Below are 17,967 nucleotides of genomic sequence, written 5' to 3'. Positions count from 1 at the left end.
CGCACGATAAATACCATGGATATGGTATTGGGCAGACGCGCCGTTGTGCGTAACATGCCCAAAAGCCGGCGCCCTGTCGGTGCCCTGGGGGAAGGTAATGAGGAGTATCCAGTATCTCGCGGCGACGGGGGTTGCCGCGCTCATGGGGCTCGCCGCGTGTGGCGGGTCGTCGGATGGGGGAGGCCCGGACGACGGGCCCGGCGCCAGTGCTCCCAACATCCTGTTCGTGGTGATGGACGACGTGGGCATCGACCAGATGGCCGCCTTCGGCTACGGCGGTGCCACGCCGCCCAGCATGCCGAACATGACGGCGGTTGCCGATGCCGGCCTGCGTTTCCGCAATACGTGGTCCATGCCCGAGTGTTCACCGGGGCGCGCCGCGTTTTTCCTCGGCCGGTATCCTACGCGCACCGGCATCTACCAGGCCATTGGGCCCAACGACCTCGCCAATTCGCAGGTGTCTCCGTACGAGGTCACCGTGCCCAAGCTGCTCAAGCGCGCCAATTACGAAAGCGCGATGTTCGGCAAGTTCCACCTGGCCGGCCCGGAGAACAACGAGGCCGAGTATGCGACGCCTGCGGTGCTCGGCTGGGATTATTTCTACGGCTGGCTCGGCGGCCTGCCTGGTTCCATCGATACGACGGCCGGCGGCGTTGCGCCCGAGAAAACCTATGCCTGCGGATTCGTGCCGGGCGAGGCGGCGGGCGGGGCAGACCACGGCGCCTGCTATAGGCCCGACGGCAGCTGCAGCATCATGCGGCGCACGTCGGCGTTGCAAGACGCTGCGGGCCTGCAGTGCCTGGATGCGGGCGGCATATTCGTGCCGGACGAAGCGTGTGGCGAGCCGCCCGCCACGCTCGATTTCGAGCGCGAGAACGCGCATTACGTTTCGCCGCTCGTGATCGTCGATCAAGGGAAAGTGACTCGCGTGCCCCTCAGCGATCCGCGCTCGCGCGGTTTCCGCACCCGCATCGAGACCGACGCCGCCATCGCATGGATCAAGTCGCGCTCGGGCAAACAGCCATGGATGGCTTCCGTTACCTATAGCGCGGCCCACACGCCCTGGCAGCAGCCGCCCCGCAGCCTCATCCCCGCGAGCGGCCATGCCGGGTCCGACGCTTGGGACTGCCGCGCGACGCTCGAGGGCCGCCTCATCCAGGACCAGATGACCGAGGCCATGGACACGGAATTCGGCCGCCTGCTGGTGGAAACCGGATTGGCGCGCCGGGGCGAGGACGGCCGATTGCAATACGACCCGAAGGCCAGCAATACCATCATCGTGATCGTGGGCGACAACGGCACGCTGGGCTCGGCGGTCAAGGCGCCGTTCAGCACCGACCGCGCCAAGGCCACCGCCTACCAGACGGGCATCTGGGTGCCGCTCATCATCGCCGGGCCGCAGGTGGAGCAGCCCGGCCGCGAAGTCGACCGCATGGTCAATGCGGTAGACCTGTTCCAGTTCTTCGGGGAGGCGGCGGGCATCGACGCGCACGCGGCAGTGCCGCGCACGATCGACTCCGTCTCGCTCATGCCGTACCTGACCAACCCCGAGCAGCCCAGCCTGCGCTCGGTGAACTTCGCCATAGGGGGCTACAACATCCAGGCCAATGGCACGCGCAATGGCGCATGCGTCATCGGCACGGTCTGCAACCAGACGCCGGTCTCCAAGAGCGTGTGCGAGGACAACCAGGGCGTATGGTGGGGAGCCGGCTATGACGATCCTTCGGTCATCCCCAACGACGGCGCGGGCTACCAGACCTGCTGGGCCGTCAACCAGGCGCTCTTCAAGGCCGAGCGGCCGTTGATCGACATCATGCCGGAGATCTCGGCCGCGATCCGCAACGACCGCTACAAGCTGGTTCGCAACACCACGCAGGCCTATGATCCGGCAAGCGACAGCGGTACTTCCGTGGTCACCGACGAGCTCTACGAGGTCGACCAGGCCGCTCCCATCCCGCAGCTCGACAAGGCCGAGCGCAACCTGCTGGTTGCGCCTACGCCGGAGATCGAAGCCGTCTACGCGGACCTTCGGGCCAAGCTCGAACAGATGCTGGCCGCCGATCCAGATTGCCCGGGGGACGGCAATCGCGATGGCGTGGTCGATGAAGAAGACCTGTCCAACTGGAGCCGCATCGCGCGAGAGTGGGGGCTCTCCAGCGTCTATGACTTCGTGACTGGCACGGCTCGCGATGGGCTGACCAACGACGCCGATGGCCAGGTCGTCCGCAACAACCTCGGCAAGATCTGCCCCAAGACCTATGGACTCTATTGATCCACAACGCAACCGCCGGCGCCTGTTGGCCGGCGGCGTGGCGCTGGCCGCGGCAGGCACCGGCGTCGCAGGCGTGCTGGGCTGGCAGGCCTGGCGCAGCCGCCCCGCGGAAAAACCGCGCGTCGTGCTCGGCGACGGCGTGAAGACGCCCAAGGGCATGGCCTGGGTGCCCGGCGGCGAATTCCTCATGGGCAGCGATCACAAGCTGGCCTATCCCAATGAACGTCCCACGCACCGCGTCCGCGTCCCGGGCTTTTGGATGGACGTCACGCACGTCACCAATGACCAGTTCGCCCAGTTCGTCAAAGAGACGGGTTACGTCACCACGGCCGAACAAAAACCGGATTGGGAAACGATACGGGTGCAATTGCCGCCGGGCACCCCGCGCCCGCCGGACGATATGCTGGTGCCGGGCGCCATGGTGTTCGTGGGTACCGACAGGCCCGTGCGGCTAGACGACTATTCCCAATGGTGGCGCTTCGTTCCCGGCGCGAATTGGCGCCATCCGCAAGGGCCGGGCAGCTCCATCGAAGGCAAGGGCGGGCACCCGGTCGTGCAGGTGAGCTACGCCGATGCGTTGGCGTATGCCAAGTGGGCGGGCAAACGATTGCCCACCGAGGCGGAGTGGGAGTTCGCGGCGCGGGGCGGCCTCGAGCAGGCAACGTACGCCTGGGGGGACGAGCTGCTGGTCGACGGCGCGCGCCAGGCCAATTATTGGGATGTGCGCGAGCGCCCCTTCCCAGTGATCAGCCCCCGCGCCGGCGGTGCGACCGGCACGCTCGAGGCCGGCTCTTTCCCGCCCAACGGCTATGGGCTGCTGGACATGACGGGCAATGCCTGGCAATGGGTGGCGGACTGGTACCGCGCCGATTACTTCGCGCGCCAGGCCAAGTTGCGCCAGCCCATCGAAAATCCCCAAGGGCCATCGGACTGCTTCGATCCGAGCGAACCGGGCGTGCCGGCCAATGCGCCCAAGCGGGTGATACGCGGCGGCTCGTTCCTGTGCAACGAAGACTACTGCTTGTCTTATCGACCGAGCGCCCGGAGAGGCGCAGACCCCTATAGCCCGATGTCTCACCTGGGCTTTCGGCTGGTTATGAGCTAAAGGAACCGCAACTATGAGAACAAAGATCCATCCGCATGGGAGGCGGGCGGCCATTTTGTCCGCATTCCTGGCATCCGCGGCGCTGCTCTCGGGCTGCTCCGACGGATCCAAGTCCGAACCCGTGGCAGAGCAGAAGCCCAACATTCTTTTCATCGTGCTCGACGACTTCGGCCTCGACCAGCTGACGTTCTACGGGTACGGCGGCGCCGCGCCCCCCAAGACGCCCAACCTCGCCGCGATCGCCAGGGCCGGCGTACAGTTCCGCAACGCCTGGGCCATGCCCACCTGCACGCCCACGCGCGCGAGCTACTTCACCGGGCGCTATCCCTCGGTCACCAACGTGCTGAACGCGGTGGTGTCCACGGACCTCGCCAATTCCGAGATATCCCCCTATGAGGTCACCGTGCCCAAGCTCTTGCGCACGCAAGGCTACGTGAGTGCGCTGATCGGCAAGATGCACCTGACGGGCTCGGATCTCGGCACCGCCGCCAATCTGCCCTATGGCCACCAGACCATGTGGAAGCTGGGGTGGGATTATTTTGATGGCTACCTGGACGGCGCGCCGTATCCGATCGACACGCGGGCCGGACGCACCACGGTGGAGGAAGGGACATACAAGTGCGGCTTCGTCCCGAACACGACCATGGATGCGGAAAACGGGGCCGACGAAGGGGCGTGCTATTTCGCCACCGGCGCCTGCGAGACCCTCGCCCGGGGCGGCGACATCGTCACGCCGGGGCGCACCTGCATGGAGCGGGGCGGCATTTTCGATCCGGGCGCGTCGTGCCAGGCCAAGGTGCCGGATTACATCGATTTCACCGCGCAGAACGGTTATTACACTGGCGAGTTCATCCAGAGCTGGGCCGACGGCAGGACGAACAAGATACCGGTCTCTGATCCTTCGGCGCGCGGCTATCGCACCACGATGGAAACCGACCGCGCGATCGCCTGGGCCAAGCAGCAGTCTGGCGACAAGCCGTGGATGATGTCGGTGGGCTATTCGGCCATCCACGCGCCGCTGCAATTGCCGCCGCTTTCGCTGATCTCCGAGACCACGCCGGGCCGCAACGACCTGCTGCCTTGCTCGCCGGCCAGCGATTTTGAAGGCGCGCCGGGCATAACCAAGGTGACGGACCTCGTCGAGGCCCACCTCATCACCAACCTGATGGTGGAGGCCATGGACCGCGAGATCGGGCGCCTGCTGGTCGAGCTGGGGCTGGCCACCTGGAACGAGGACGGCTCGCTGAATTACCAGCCGGAAAAAACCAACACCATGGTGGTCGTCATGGGTGACAACGGCACCTACGTGAACAGCGTGAAGTTCACCGAGCCGGGCAAGTTCGACCCCGTGCGCTCCAAGGGATCGGCGTACCAGACCGGTGTTGCCGTGCCCCTGCTGGTGGCCGGCCCGCTGGTGAAGGATCCCGGACGCGAGGTGGAGCACCAGGTGAGCGCGCCCGATCTCTACCGGCTGTTCGCCGAGATCGCGGGCGCCGACGTCGAGGGCAATATTCCCGCCTATCGCCCGGTGGACGCGCGGCCCATGTTGGCCTACCTGACCGACCCCGGCCAAGGCCCCATCCGCGAGCTGAACTTCGCTGAGGTGGGAACGAACTTCACCAACCCATCTACCGACATCACGCCGCAGCCGTGCGTGGTCGAGGCCGCCAACGTCTGCTTCACCATCTTCCCGAACAAGGAGTTGTGCTCAGACCAAAGCGGGGTGTGGTACGGCGCCAATTCTGGCCTGGCCGGCGTGCCGGAGGAGGGCTACATGCATTGCGGACAGGTGAACTCCTACCTCATGTCAAAGGACGAGGAGCCGGTATTGGTCTTCGCCGACTCGGAGAAGGCGGCCAGCGACGGCAAGTACAAGCTGGTGCGCGTGAACCGCAAGACCTACTCCATCGATACGGAACATCCGGAGAACTCTGAGTACCTGCGCAATGAAAATACGGACGAGCTCTACCGGATCGAGATGAGCGTTCCCAACCCCACCCTGGATAGGGAGGGCAGCGCCATCGCCATCGGTTCGCCCACCATTACCGATCCGCTCGATCCGGAAGCGCAGGCGGCTTATCTCAAGCTGAAGGCCGAGCTGGACGAGCGGGACGAAGTCGCGAGCTATTACTACAACTATGACACTGTCCACTGCCCGGGGGACGGGAATCGCGACGGCGTGGTCGACCAGCAGGACTTGGACAACTGGGCTGAGCTGAGTCAGCTGAACAAGTACGAAGGCGTTGCCCAATCCAGCTGGTACGACTTCAACCACGACGGCAAGACGGATGATGCCGACCGGGCCATCATCCAGAACAACCTGGGCAAGACCTGCAAACTGGTCGCGGCCGGTTGACGTCGCCGGGGCTGCGGGCTCAAACCGCCCGCAGCCAGCGGGTGCGGGTCCTACGCTGCTGCGTGATCAGCGGCGGCAGCGGGAAGGGGCCGTCGTCGTCGCAGGGCGATTCGTACGGCTTCCTGATCAAGCCTGCCAGTTTGTACGGTGGAGAAGGCAGGGGATCGAAGCGCCGGCCGGTACGGACGATGCGGTGCATCTTGTCGACGTTGTACAAGCGCCAGCCCGGGGGATCGCCCGCCCGGCCGTCGAGCTGCCATGCAATCACGATCAGCGTGCCATCAGTCGTCGTTCCCAATGAATGGGGATGCGCAACGCGCGTGGCGCCATGGTAATGAAACTGGAGCTCGGACCGGATTGCGATCGCGGCGGACAAAAGAGAACAGCGTGTTTCGTTGTGCATTGCAGTACGGTAATCCTGTTGGGATCGCCTTGATGGTAGCGCCAGAAAAGCAAGATCGCCACAAAAATGTTGCGATGCACAAATCGGGTTCAGGGTGCACCATCCCTGCGCGCGAAAAACACTGATGTGGTGCGGAAAATCGCCCAGGCCATGCCCTCCCCAAGCTTGCGCGTCGCCGGCGCGAGGACGCCCCGGCGCCCCGACGAAAACCCGGCGTGGGCGCGGGGCGTGGCTGGCGCTTCACACGACCGTAAGCGTGACATCGATGTTGCCGCGCGTCGCATTCGAATACGGGCATACGACGTGCGCTTTCTGGACCAGCGACTCGGCCGTGGCGCGGTCGATGCCCGGCAGCGAGATCTTGAGTTCCACTTCGATGGCGAAGCCGGTCGGGATGGGGCCTATGCCTACCGAGCCATCGATCTTCGCATCGGCGGGCAGGGTGATTTTTTCCTTGGACGCCACGAATTTCAGCGCACCCAAGAAGCACGCCGAGTAGCCGGCAGCGAATAACTGCTCGGGGTTGGTACCGTTGCCGCCTGCGCCGCCCAGCTCTTTGGGGGTGGACAACCGCACGTCCAGGACGCCGTCCGAGGAGACGGCTTTGCCGTCACGGCCGCCGGTGGCCGTGGCATGCGCGACGTATAGGACTTTCTCGATAGACATGATGAAGCTCCTTCGTTGATGTGGCGAGGGCGCTGTTCAGGATGCAACCGGCGCGCCCGGGATCGGCTGCATAAGTCTTTGACGATTAAATCGCGTGCTATTTAAGTCATGGGCACGTCCATTCCACTATGGACCGACAGGCTCAAACATGTTTGAGCAGATTGTTCCGCAAGGTTTCCAGCTGTTGTTTCAGGTCCGCTAGCTGTGCCGGGCTGCATGCGCTCGCGCACAGCACCGCTGACGGGATGGAAGTGGCCTTCGCCTTGAGCTCGCGGCCTGCGGGAGTCAAGGTGATGAGCACTTGGCGTTCGTCGTCCTTGCTGCGCGTGCGCGCAATCAGCCCCATGACCTCGAGCCGCTTCAGCAGGGGCGTGAGCGTGGCCGAATCCAGGAACAGCCGCTGGCCAAGTTCGGAAACGGTCAGGTCATCCCGCTCCCAAAGCACCAGCATGGCGAGGTACTGGGGATAGGTCAGCCCCAGCTCGCTGAGCAGCTGGCGGTACAGCTTGTGCATGGCCAGGTTGGCGGAATACAGCGCGAAGCACAGCAAATTGTCCAGCAACAGCGCGTTGAATTTCGAGGAAGGCGTGTCCATGCCCGTCATTATGAATAGCTCGAAATTAAATCGCAAGCGATTTAATTTCGGCGGCGCTGGAAATGGCAACAGTTAGCGCGCTCGGTGCCTAAGCCCTTCGCGGCCTTGGGCGCCTGGGGGTCACGATTGATTACGTACGTAGTCCCCGCGTCACATAGGGCCGGTGTACAGTCAGTTTCACGAAAGCTTTGTGTGTTCGCGGAGTGGGCAGCACGCAGGCTTCAGTTTCCTCGGGAACGGATCATGATTAGGAAAACATTGATCGTCGCGTTGACCTGTGCCGGGCTGGCGTTCGGCGCTGTCGCGGAGGCCAAGGATCGCGGCCGGGGCCATGGGCACGGCCCCGGCCATGGCCATAGCCACTTCGATAAGCACGGGCCCCGCGCGCACCACAAGCACAAGGGTCACCACCACGGTTACGGGCGTGCTCCCAAGATCATCCACCATCATGTGTGGACGCCGCCTCCGCGTCATTGGTCGCGCGGGGACCGCTTGCCGCATTTCCACCGCGGCGGCTACCACGTGATCCATGACTGGCACGCCCATCGGCTGTACCGTCCCCACCCGGGCCACCAATGGGTGCGCGTGGGGTCCGAATACCTGCTGGTGGCCGTTGCCTCCGGTATCATCACCGCCATCATCCTCAACCAGTAGTCCCCGCCGGTCCGCCTGGACATCGGGGCAGGATCCATGTCCATGCGGTACGCACGCCTGAAAGCCTGTGCAGCGGCGTGGCTGGTGCTGGCGGCCACGCCGCTGTGCGCCCAGACCATTCTCCACAGCGAAAAATCCGCTTTTGAAGACATCGTGGTCTATGAGGCCGGCGGCGAGCGCTGCATGAAGTTCGGCAGCGTGTTCGCGCCGGGCCGGCAGAGCTGCCAGTTGCCCGAGCGTCCCCACGAGCTGCTCTTCGATTACACCCGCATGATGATGGGGGCGCTTTACCTGCGGCCGGATCCCCAACGCATCCTCATCATCGGGCTCGGGGGAGGCAGCCTGCCCACGGCGCTGGCGAGCGCCGTCCCGCAGGCCCGGATCGACGTGGTCGAGATCGATCCGGCCGTGGTGCGCGTGGCGCACCAGTTCTTCGGCTTCCGGGAGGGGCCGAACATGCGGGTGCACGTGGCCGACGGCCGGGAATTCGTGCAGGCGGCCGGCCGCAGCGGCGATCGCTACGACCTCGTCATGCTGGACGCCTTCGACGAGACCTATATTCCCCGCCACCTTTCGACCGTGGAGTTCATGCGCGAAGTGCGCGCGATCCTGGTGCCGGGAGGCGTCCTCGCCTCCAATACCTTTGCCTCCAGCGCTTCGTATGCCAGCGAATCGGCTACCTATGCCGAGGTCTTCGGCGAGTTCTACAACCTGCGCAGCGCCAACCGCGTCATCCTCGCCTCCACCGGCGGCTTGCCCGACCGCGAGACGCTGGCCGAGCGTGCCCGCGCGTTGCGGCCGCGGCTGGCGCCGATGAAGGTGGACGATGCGCGCCTGTTACCCATGTTTTCTACCCGTCGCGATTGGCCCGGCGACGCCAAGCCGCTGCGCGACTGATCAGCGTAGCAGGCTGGCCGGGTCTTCCCGGAGCACCCGGCGCACGGCGAATAGCCCCGAGATGAGGGCGATGCCCATGACCAGGGCCGCGCAAACGAGCGCCACGAAGGGGGTCATGCGCACCGGCACGTTTTGATTGTGCGCCACCGCGAGCAGCGCAGCGCACAGAATGGCGGCCAGCGCGGTGCCGGTCAGGCCCACGCCCAAGGCCTGCTGTAGCACGACGTTGCGCAACGCGGACACCCCTACCCCCATGGCCTTGAGCGTGGCGTAGGCGCGCATGGAGCCGGCGATGGCGGCAATCAGCGTTTGGCTGGTGATGGCAGCCCCTGCGACGAACACCACCGCGGCGAGGAAAAGGACGCCCGCGCCCGCGCCGGTTTGCAGCAGCCAGTAGAGCTGGGTCTTTCTGGAGAAGGCTTCGCTGGTCCAGACCTCATATGCGCCGAAGCTGCGGTGCTGCGACAGGCGCTCGCGCACGGCTGCAACCTGGGTGCGGTCGCGCACTTCGGCGACGAAGTAGGTCGGCAGGCTGCCTTCCTCTGGCGTGCTGATCAACTGCGCGGTCTCGGCCGAGGCGAGGACGTTGGCGCCGTCCAGCGCGCGCAGTCCGTTGACCACGCCGACCACGCGCACGGGATGGCCGTTGAGCGTGGCCTGGCCACCGGGCCGGGTGCGCAGCTTTTGCAGGTCGGCGCGGTCTACGATGATGGCGCCGACTTCGGCCAGCCGCTCGCGCAGGTCCAGTGGCAAGACCCGGGAAAACAGCAGGCCGTCGGGGCGCACGTTGATGCCGGATACGGCGACGCTCATGCCGCCCCGGGTTTCGGGGCTGCGCCATTCGGCATAGCGCAGGTAGAAAGGTTCGACCGCCGCGATGCCCGGGTCCATGCGCAGGGGCATTTCGATCTCGGGGCTCAAGGGAAGCCCCTGGTCGATGCTTTGCGTCCCGGGCGAGCCTATCCATAGATCCCCGCGGGAGCCGTTGACGTAGACCGCTGCGTTGCCGAAGATGCCGAGCACCAGCGCGGCTTGCGCGAGCAGCAGCAGCCCCGAGAAGGCCACCGCGATGACGGCGGGCAGGAAGCGGGGCCATTCGTGTATGAGGGTCTTGCGGGCCAGCATGTCTCAATCCCGTTGGGCCAGGGTGCATCCGGCACAGCGCGGACCCGGCAGCGACCCCGCAGGGGCGGCCGCGTCCGTGGAGCGAGACGCGGACGGAGGGAGAGAGCCTGCGGGCTCGTCGCCGCTGAGGCCCAATCCGGGAGTATCGGCGGGAAGCGGGCCGCCGCCCACCGCCTTGTGCAGCGAGATGAAGGCCAGGTCCTGCGCCAGGGTGGTGGCCGACACGGCCAATTGCGCCTGGATGCGGCGTGCGGCGAGATCGAGGTGGTCGAGTTCGCTGGCAAGCTTGGCGGCCTCGAGCCGGCGTGCCCGCTCGAGCGCGCCGTCGAGCGCCTGGACGGCTTTTTCCTCGGCTTCGCGGCGCTTGCGATATTCATCGAGCTCTATCAAGGCCGCTTCAGCTTCCGCCGCGCTGCTCAGCACCGTTTGCCGGTAGGCTAGCAGGGCGGCATCCAGTTCAGCGCTGCGGGCCCGTTCGGCGGCCTGCCGGCGTCCGTAGTCGAACAGGGGGATGTCGATCAAGGGTCCGAGCGAGAAGATGGCTTGCGTACTCGTGCTGGATTCGCTGCGACGATTGAAGTTATTGGCGAAATTGCTGGCGATGGTCAGGGAGCCGCCCAGCCCCAGGCGCGGGTAGAGGTCTGCGCGTGCGATGCCGAGCGCTCCCGCGGCGTGGAGCACGCGGGCCTGCGCCATCCGGATGTCCGGCCGTGCGCGCAGCAGGTCGGCCGGCGTGCTGCGTATGGCGGCCCGCAGCGGGGGAAGCGCCGTGGCGGCCGGCGCCTTCGTCCAGGATGGGTCCGGTTCGCTGCGGCCAAGCAGCGTGGCCAGGCGCAGCGCACTCTGGCGTATCGCCACGCGGGGGTCGGCGAGCGCCGCGCGGGCCTCTTCCAGGGCAGCGCGTGCGCGATCGAGATCCGCCCCGGACGCCAGGCGCGTGCGATGCCGCAGCGATACCAGTTCCACGTGCCGCGCCCGCAGCGCGACGGCCTCGTTGAGCAATCGCTCGCGCATTTGCGCGTGGCGTAATTCGCGATAGGCGCGGACCACCTCGGCCACGACGCTGATGCGCGCGCCTTGCAGCGTCGCCGCGGCGGCATCGACGTCGGCGCGGGCCAAGCGCTCGGCGGCTTCGGCCCGGCCGAAGAGCCCGAGCTCCCAGGTCGCGTCGAAGCCGGCTTGGAAGTAGGAGCTGCGCGCATCGGCGGCAACCGCATCGCGCGTGCGGAAGGCGAATTCAGGGCGATAGGGCCCTTCGGCTACTCCATGCAGGAGCCGGGCCGCCTGGAGGCGGGTATGGGCCTCGGCCACGGTGAGGTTGTCCGCGAGCGCCTGTTCGACGAGCTGGTCCAGGGTCGGATCGCCGTAGATTTTCCACCAGGACGCCGGGTCGGGGGCCGGGGCATCAGTGGCGTTGCGCCATTGGCTGGGCGCGCCTGCCGGCAAGGAGGGCTCGGGCATGCTCATGCATCCGGCGAGGGCCGCGGACGCGAAAAGCAGCATGAGGCGTAGCGCCGGACGAACCGGGAGCCGGGCGGCCGGCGGCAGGAAACGGAAAAACGGCATGACGTAGGAAGCGGCGGTTCGGCCTGGCGGCGGCGCCGGGCAGGCGAAGGGGTTATGGCCAGACGTGATCTTACTGTTAGTTACCGTGCGACGGGGAGGTCGCGCCGCCGTGCAAACAATCTGGCCAAATGGTAATGTATCGCGCCGCGCGCAACCCGGTGTTCCGATTAGCTATGCGTCCATTACAACAAAGACGGCGGCTGGAGGGGTCGGACACCTACAGATGGCGGTATTTCTGCGATACTTCGCGATGCGGGTCGCGAAGGGTTGTGGTGACGTTTCCGTAAACCCCCCATCATCACAATGACAAGCATTGGGCGTTCGGCCCAAAAACTGACTGCGGCTGTAACTGATCTCCCCCGAGGTTTCCCTTTAATGACCACCGAATCCCAACTGCTTGCCGACGAGGCACAATACTGCTCGTTCGGGGATACCGTCCATTACGTCAATCCCCCCAAGATTTTCGAGCGCTGCGAAGGCAGCTACATGTTCGATGCCAACGGCACGCCATATCTCGACCTGCAGATGTGGTACTCCGCCGTCAACTTCGGCTACGGCAATGAGCGCCTGAACAATGTGCTCAAGCGCCAACTGGACATCCTGCCCCAGGTGGCCAGCCAATACCTGCATCCCACCAAGATCGAGCTGGCCAAGGTCATCGCCCAGGACGCCGAGCGCAAATTCGGCTACAAGGGGCGCGTGCACTTCAACGTAGGTGGCTCGCAGTCCATCGAGGATTCCCTCAAGCTGGTGCGCAATGCCACCGGCGGCAAGAGCCTGATGTTCGCCTTCGAGGGCGGCTATCATGGCCGCACGCTTGGTGCGTCGGCCATTACCTCGAGCTATCGCTATCGCCGCCGCTACGGCCATTTCGGCGAGCGTGCGTATTTCGTGCCGTTCCCCTATCCGTTCCGCCGTCCGCGCGGCATGACGCCTGAGGAATACAGCGAGCACTGCGTGGCCCAGTTTGCCCGCCTGTTCGAGACCGAGTACAACGGCGTCTGGGATCCCAAGGTGGGCCAGGCCGAATATGCCGCGTTCTACGTCGAGGCCATCCAGGGCACGGGCGGCTATGTCATTCCGCCGCCTGGCTTCTTCAAGGGCCTGAAGAAGGTGCTCGACCAGTACGGCATCCTGTTGGTGGTCGACGAGATCCAGATGGGGTTCTATCGAACCGGCAAGCTCTGGGCCATCGAACATTTCGGGGTCAAGCCGGACGTGCTGGTGTTCGGCAAGGCGCTGACCAACGGATTGAATCCGCTGGCCGGCCTGTGGGCGCGGGAAGAGCTGATCAACCCCACGGTTTTCCCGCCGGGGTCGACCCATTCCACGTTCGCATCCAATCCGCTCGGCACCGCCGTCGGCCTGGAAACCATGAAGATGCTGGCCGAGGTGGACTACGAGTCCATGGTCATGGCGCGCGGCGCTCATTTCCTGGAAGGCTTGAAGGATTTGCAGAAGCGCCATCCGGAAATCGGCGACGTGGACGGCCTGGGCCTGGCCTTGCGTGCGGAGATCTGCACCGAAGACGGGTTCACGCCCAACAAGCCGCTGCTCGACCGCATGGTCGACATCGGCCTGTCCGGCGACCTGGACTACAAGGGCAAGAAGATGGGGCTGGTCCTCGACGTCGGCGGCTACTACAAGAACGTCATTACCTTCGCGCCGTCTCTGCACATCACGCCGGAAGAAATCGACCAGGGCCTGGCGCTGCTCGACCAGCTGTTGACCCGTGCAAAGAAAGGCGGTTGATGGCACCGGTCCGGGGGCGACCCCGGACTTTCTCCGGCCTTACCTGAATCGACTGGAGCCCGAAGGGCTGGTGGGCCATTTCCTGGCCTGCCCGCCTGAGGGCTTTTCCGCTTGGGTGACCGCGTACGGCGGTCCCATGTTTCGTGCGCGGTTCGATCTCTTGACGACCGCGGATGACGATGCCAAGCGCTTTCTCCGACGCCTGCCGGGATTTCGCTGGTGGCGGCGCTTCCTGCAGCCGCTCACCGCTTTTGTCGGCACGACCGTGACGGAATATGCGCTGCTGGCGAGCGGTAGCGATCCCGACCGCTTGGCTGCGCAATGGAAGGCGGAGTACGGAGGCCAGCACCCGTTCTTGATCGTCAAGGATTTGCCCCAGTCGTCTCCGTTGTTGAGCCGGGAAGAGAACGAGCATGCTGCGGCGCTGGCCCGTGCCTGCGAGAAGGAAGGCTATGTGTTGGTCGAAGGGCAGGCGCTCGCGTATGTACCGATCGACTTCGACAGCCAGGACGCCTATCTCGGGCGCCTCTCGCATTCGCGGCGCAAGGATATCCGGCGCAAGCTGAAAAGGCGTGCGGAGCTGGAGATCGAGCAGGCCAGGACCGGCGATCCGCGGTTTCGTGATCCCGAAGTGCTCAAGGAGTTCTATGCGCTATACATGAACGTATATGCGCAGAGCGAAATCCATTTCGACCGCCTGACCGAAGCGTTTTTCGAGCGGGTGCTACAGGACGGGGACAGCGGCGGCATCGTTTTCATTTACCGCCGCCGCGGCGAGATGATCGGGTACAACCTCTGCTTCGAGTGCGAGGGCAATCTGGTCGACAAATACATCGGCTTGCGTTATCCCGAGGCCCGGGAGTGCAACTTGTATTTCGTCAGCTGGATGGTAAACCTCGAGTACGCGCGCGAGCGCGGGCTGCGCTATTACATCGCGGGTTGGACCGATCCCCAGGTGAAGTCCTACCTGGGCGCATCGTTCACCTTCACCCGGCATGCCGTGTACATACGCAATCCGCTGCTGCGCGCCGTGTTGCGCCGTCTTGCGGGGCGCTTCGAGGGCGATCGGGCCTGGAGCGAGGAGCGCTCCTAATGAATGGCGGGCCGCTGATCCTTGATTTCGACGGCGCGTGCGGTCCGACCGAGGGGGCCGTGGTGTTGCCCCTCCAAGGATGGCAGGAGGCCGTCCGCTTCGGCTGCTCGCTGTCTACCTTCCGTGCGCTGTGGCGCGAGCTGGATGCCATGCTGCCTGCCGCCCATGGGCCGGTGCTGATGGGAAGTGGCGATTTCCACCACCTGAGCTGGCCGCTCATCGAACGCCTGCGCGACCGGGGGCCGTTCCGGGTCGTGGTGTTCGACAACCACCCCGACAACATGCGCTATTTGTTCGGGATCCACTGCGGTTCTTGGGTGCGGAGGGTGGCCGCGCTGCCTTTTGTCACGCACGTGCACGTCATTGGCATCACTTCTTCCGACGTTGGATGGGGGCATAGTTGGGAAAACTATTTGCGCCCGCTGGCTTCGGGCAAGCTCAGCTATTGGTGCATGAACGTGGACGTCGGCTGGGCCCGGCTGTTGGGGTTGGGGCATGCGGTGCGCAGCTTCGACGGGCCCGAGGCAATGATGCAGGCGGTGTCGTCCGCGCTGGCCGCATCGCGGGAGCCAACGTACCTGTCCATCGACAAGGATGTGTTCAGTCCCGAAGTCGCGCGCACCAATTGGGACCAGGGCATCCTCGCAGAGTCGCATCTCGCGCAGGCACTGGAGGTGCTCGCCGGGCAGCTGATCGGGAGTGACATCACCGGCGAGGTCTCGCTTTATCAATACCGCACGTGGTGGAAGCGCTGGCTCAGCGCCGCCGACGGGCAGGAGGCACCGTCGGCCGGGCGCTTGGCGCAATGGCAGGCGCAGCAGCATGCGCTCAATGCGCGATTGATCGATCTGCTGTCGGCCGCATCGGGGGATTGACGGAGACGTCGGCAGCGATGCGCCGCTCGATGTGGGCCAGGGACGCTTCCACCTGGTCTACGAGTATCAGGCACAAATCGCCCGGTTCAAGCGCATCCATGGCGATGTCGATGGCCAGGAATTCGCCCCGGACCTCCCGTACGTCGCGCGCGCGGGCGGCGCCTTCCAGGCCCTGCCGGAGCAGTGCGAGGACTTCGCCGTCGGCGCGCCCGCGCTGGCATTGATCTTCGTACAGCACGACGCGGTCGAATGCGGCGCCGAGTATTTCGGTTTGCTTGCGGATGTCGATATCGCGGCGATCCCCGGCCGCACTGATCACGACCGAGCGCCGCTTGGCAGGCAGCCGGTCCATGGCCCGCACCAATGCCTGGATGGCGTCGGGATTGTGGCCGTAGTCCGCGAAAACGGTTGCACCCCGGAATTCGTACTGATTGAAGCGCCCGGGGGCGGTTTGCGCATCGCTCACGAAGCCCGCCAGCCCGCGGCGCACGACTTGCCAGTCCAGGCCGAGCGCCCAGGCCGCCGCGATGGCCGCCATGGCGTTCTCGACCTGGAAGTCGATGGCGCCGGCGTAGGTCAGCGGGATTTCTGACAACGGGATGGCATATTCCTCTGGGCCTTGCGCGGCCACGATGGCATCACCGTCCCGGTAGACCACGCGTTGGTTCTTGGTGCGATGTGCGGTAATCAGCGGATGCTGCCGGTCGTTCGAGAAGAAAATGATCGAACCCGGACAGCTGCCTGCCATGTTGGCTACATTGGGGTCGGTCGCATTGAGCACCGCCGTGCCCGCCGGGGCGACATTTTCCACGATTACCCGCTTCACCACGGCAAGATCTTCGACCGTGCTGACGAAGTTGAGGCCAAGGTGGTCGCCCGTGCCGATGTTGGTCACGACTGCCACGTCGCAGCGATCGAATGCCAACCCCTCGCGCAGGATGCCGCCGCGCGCTGTCTCGAATACGGCGGCGTCGACGTCCGGGTGCAGCAGGACGTTGCGCGCGCTGCGTGGCCCGCTGCAGTCACCCACATCTATGCGGCGCCGTCCGATGTAGACGCCGTCCGAGTTGGTCATGCCCACGAGGTGGCCGTTCGCGCCCAGCAAGTGTGCGATCAGGCGCACCGTCGTGGTCTTGCCATTGGTGCCGGCCACGGCGACGACGGGGATGCGGCCGTTGTCCCCGGGCGCGAACATTTCGGCGATGATGGCTTCGCCCACGGCGCGCGGTTTTCCGTACGAAGGTGCCAAGTGCATGCGCAGGCCGGGCGCGGCGTTGACCTCCACGATGGCGCCGCCCTGGCTCTCCAGCGGCTCGATCACCGTATTGGCCACCACGTCGACCCCGCAGATATCCAAGCCTACCGTCCGCGCGGCCTCGATGGCGCGCGCGGCCAGTTCGGGATGCACCTCGTCCGTGACGTCCGTCGCGGTTCCGCCGGTGCTCAGGTTGGCATTGTTGCGCAAGATGACAAGCGTGCCGTTGGGCGGCACGGAGTCGGGGGTGTAGCCGGCTTTTGCCAGCGTGGCCAGGGCGATGTCGTCCAGCCGGATCTTGGTCAGGCTGGTAGCATGGCCTTCGCCGCGGCGTGGGTCCCGGTTGACCGCCTCAACCAGTTCCCGGACGGTATGCACGCCGTCGCCATACACCTGGGGCGGATCGCGCCGCGCCGCGGCGACCAGGGTGTTGCCGACGACCAGCAAGCGGAAATCGTGGCCGGGGACGTAGCGCTCGACGAGCACTTGCGCACCGTATTTCGCCGCTACGGCATAGGCAGCTTCCACCTGCTCGCGGGTCTCGAGGTTGACGGCGACGCCTTTGCCCTGGTTGCCGTTGCGCGGCTTGACCACCACCGGCAGGCCGATCTCTTGCGCGGCTTTCCACGCATCTTCTCCATCGGAGACGGGACGCCCCCGGGGGACGGGCACGCCAGCCGCATGCAGCAGGGCCTTGGTCAACTCCTTGTCTTGCGCGATCGATTCGGCGATTGCGCTGCTGCGGTCCATTTCGGCAGCCAGGATGCGTCGCTGCCTCCTGCCCCAGCCGAATTGGATCAGGCTGCCGTCGGTCAGCCTGCGGTAGGGGATGCCGCGCTGTATCGCCGCTTCCACGATGGCGCTCGTGCTCGGGCCGATACGCACGTCTTCGTCCAGGTCACGCAATTGCCTGAGGGCAGCGTCCAGGTCGAATGGCGAGTCCTGTTCGGCAGCCTCGCACAGTTGCAGAGCGAGATCCAGGGCCAGGCGGCCGACTTTTTCCTCGCTGTATTCCACGACGACCTGGTAGATGCCGGCTTCGACCGTCGGCACGATGCGCAAGAAGGTCACGGGACAGCCCGCCTGCGATTGCAGCGCTAGCGTGGCGAACCCGAGCGCGGCCGCCATGGAGACCGCCTCGTCTTGTCCTACCGGCTGCAACAAGCCGATGGCGGGAAAACGCGCGCGAAGCCGAGTCTCGAAATGCGGAATGCCGGCGATGGCGCGTTCGGCTTCGGTGCACGAGACGATGGCCTCGAGCACCGTGCGGCGGCTCCAGAGATTCGGGCCGCGCAGGGCGCGGATGCGTGAGACTTTCATGAACGGTTTCCTTGATTGCCGGCGCTCCGCGCC

Annotated in this window: 14 protein-coding genes; 8 read left to right on the top strand and 6 right to left on the bottom strand. The window is 65.4% G+C overall.

What is annotated here, in order from left to right:
• Positions 1-97: 97 nt before the first annotated feature.
• Genes IRZ12_RS00430 through IRZ12_RS00420 form a run of 3 tightly spaced genes read left to right on the top strand, consistent with a single transcriptional unit; the run spans position 98 to position 5,733 of the window.
• Positions 98-2,272, top strand: a complete 2,175-nt coding sequence (locus IRZ12_RS00430) for a sulfatase-like hydrolase/transferase (RefSeq protein ID WP_296462864.1) — start codon at positions 98-100, stop codon at positions 2,270-2,272.
• Positions 2,259-3,377: a formylglycine-generating enzyme family protein gene (locus tag IRZ12_RS00425; RefSeq protein ID WP_296462861.1), complete on the top strand. Its 1,119-nt coding sequence runs from the start codon at positions 2,259-2,261 to the stop codon at positions 3,375-3,377. Before IRZ12_RS00430 ends, IRZ12_RS00425 begins: the two co-directional genes overlap by 14 nt.
• 13 nt (positions 3,378-3,390) lie before the next feature.
• Complete coding sequence (locus IRZ12_RS00420) at positions 3,391-5,733, top strand: sulfatase-like hydrolase/transferase (protein ID WP_296462859.1); 2,343 nt, start codon at positions 3,391-3,393, stop codon at positions 5,731-5,733.
• Between the two features lie 19 nt (positions 5,734-5,752).
• Here the strand turns inward: IRZ12_RS00420 and IRZ12_RS00415 are convergent, their stop codons facing one another.
• The 3 genes from IRZ12_RS00415 to IRZ12_RS00405 form a co-directional block, all read right to left on the bottom strand.
• On the bottom strand, positions 5,753-6,136 hold the full coding sequence (locus tag IRZ12_RS00415; RefSeq protein ID WP_296462856.1) for a WYL domain-containing protein: 384 nt from the start codon (positions 6,134-6,136) through the stop codon (positions 5,753-5,755).
• A 240-nt stretch (positions 6,137-6,376) separates the two neighbouring features.
• Positions 6,377-6,802 (bottom strand): organic hydroperoxide resistance protein, encoded by a 426-nt coding sequence (locus tag IRZ12_RS00410; RefSeq protein ID WP_296462853.1) that lies wholly within the window; start codon positions 6,800-6,802, stop codon positions 6,377-6,379.
• Positions 6,803-6,944: 142 nt separating this feature from the next.
• The gene (locus IRZ12_RS00405) at positions 6,945-7,397 is read right to left on the bottom strand and encodes a MarR family winged helix-turn-helix transcriptional regulator (RefSeq protein WP_296462850.1); all 453 of its coding nucleotides are present in this window, start codon (positions 7,395-7,397) and stop codon (positions 6,945-6,947) included.
• Positions 7,398-7,640: 243 nt separating this feature from the next.
• Here IRZ12_RS00405 and IRZ12_RS00400 point away from each other — a divergent pair, with 243 nt between their 5' ends.
• On the top strand, positions 7,641-8,051 hold the full coding sequence (locus IRZ12_RS00400) for an RcnB family protein (RefSeq protein WP_296462847.1): 411 nt from the start codon (positions 7,641-7,643) through the stop codon (positions 8,049-8,051).
• Between the two features lie 42 nt (positions 8,052-8,093).
• Positions 8,094-8,948 carry a spermidine synthase gene (locus IRZ12_RS00395; RefSeq protein ID WP_296462844.1) on the top strand — a complete coding sequence of 285 codons (855 nt, stop codon included), beginning with the start codon at positions 8,094-8,096 and terminating at the stop codon, positions 8,946-8,948.
• Here the strand turns inward: IRZ12_RS00395 and IRZ12_RS00390 are convergent, their stop codons facing one another.
• Both IRZ12_RS00390 and IRZ12_RS00385 read right to left on the bottom strand, forming a co-directional pair.
• Positions 8,949-10,073, bottom strand: a complete 1,125-nt coding sequence (locus IRZ12_RS00390; RefSeq protein ID WP_296462841.1) for an ABC transporter permease — start codon at positions 10,071-10,073, stop codon at positions 8,949-8,951. It abuts the gene before it with no gap.
• Positions 10,074-10,076: 3 nt separating this feature from the next.
• Positions 10,077-11,534: a TolC family protein gene (locus IRZ12_RS00385; protein WP_296462839.1), complete on the bottom strand. Its 1,458-nt coding sequence runs from the start codon at positions 11,532-11,534 to the stop codon at positions 10,077-10,079.
• A 480-nt stretch (positions 11,535-12,014) separates the two neighbouring features.
• On the opposite strand from IRZ12_RS00385, the gene IRZ12_RS00380 reads away from it, so the two are divergent.
• From IRZ12_RS00380 to IRZ12_RS00370, 3 genes are read left to right on the top strand one after another with little or no spacing between them, the layout of a single operon-like run.
• Positions 12,015-13,391, top strand: a complete 1,377-nt coding sequence (locus IRZ12_RS00380; RefSeq protein ID WP_296462836.1) for an aminotransferase class III-fold pyridoxal phosphate-dependent enzyme — start codon at positions 12,015-12,017, stop codon at positions 13,389-13,391.
• 43 nt (positions 13,392-13,434) lie between these two features.
• Positions 13,435-14,484, top strand: coding sequence for a peptidogalycan biosysnthesis protein (locus IRZ12_RS00375; protein WP_296462921.1), 1,050 nt, complete (start codon positions 13,435-13,437; stop codon positions 14,482-14,484).
• On the top strand, positions 14,484-15,359 hold the full coding sequence (locus IRZ12_RS00370) for an arginase family protein (protein ID WP_296462832.1): 876 nt from the start codon (positions 14,484-14,486) through the stop codon (positions 15,357-15,359). Before IRZ12_RS00375 ends, IRZ12_RS00370 begins: the two co-directional genes overlap by 1 nt.
• On the opposite strand, the gene cphA is transcribed toward IRZ12_RS00370, so the two are convergent.
• Complete coding sequence (gene cphA, locus IRZ12_RS00365; protein WP_296462828.1) at positions 15,313-17,934, bottom strand: cyanophycin synthetase; 2,622 nt, start codon at positions 17,932-17,934, stop codon at positions 15,313-15,315. The genes IRZ12_RS00370 and cphA overlap by 47 nt on opposite strands.
• Positions 17,935-17,967 lie beyond the last annotated feature (33 nt).

It is taken from the genome of Pigmentiphaga sp., assembly GCF_019689535.1.
GTDB lineage: Bacteria > Pseudomonadota > Gammaproteobacteria > Burkholderiales > Burkholderiaceae_B > Pigmentiphaga.
This window is presented reverse-complemented; position numbering and strand designations above follow the sequence as displayed.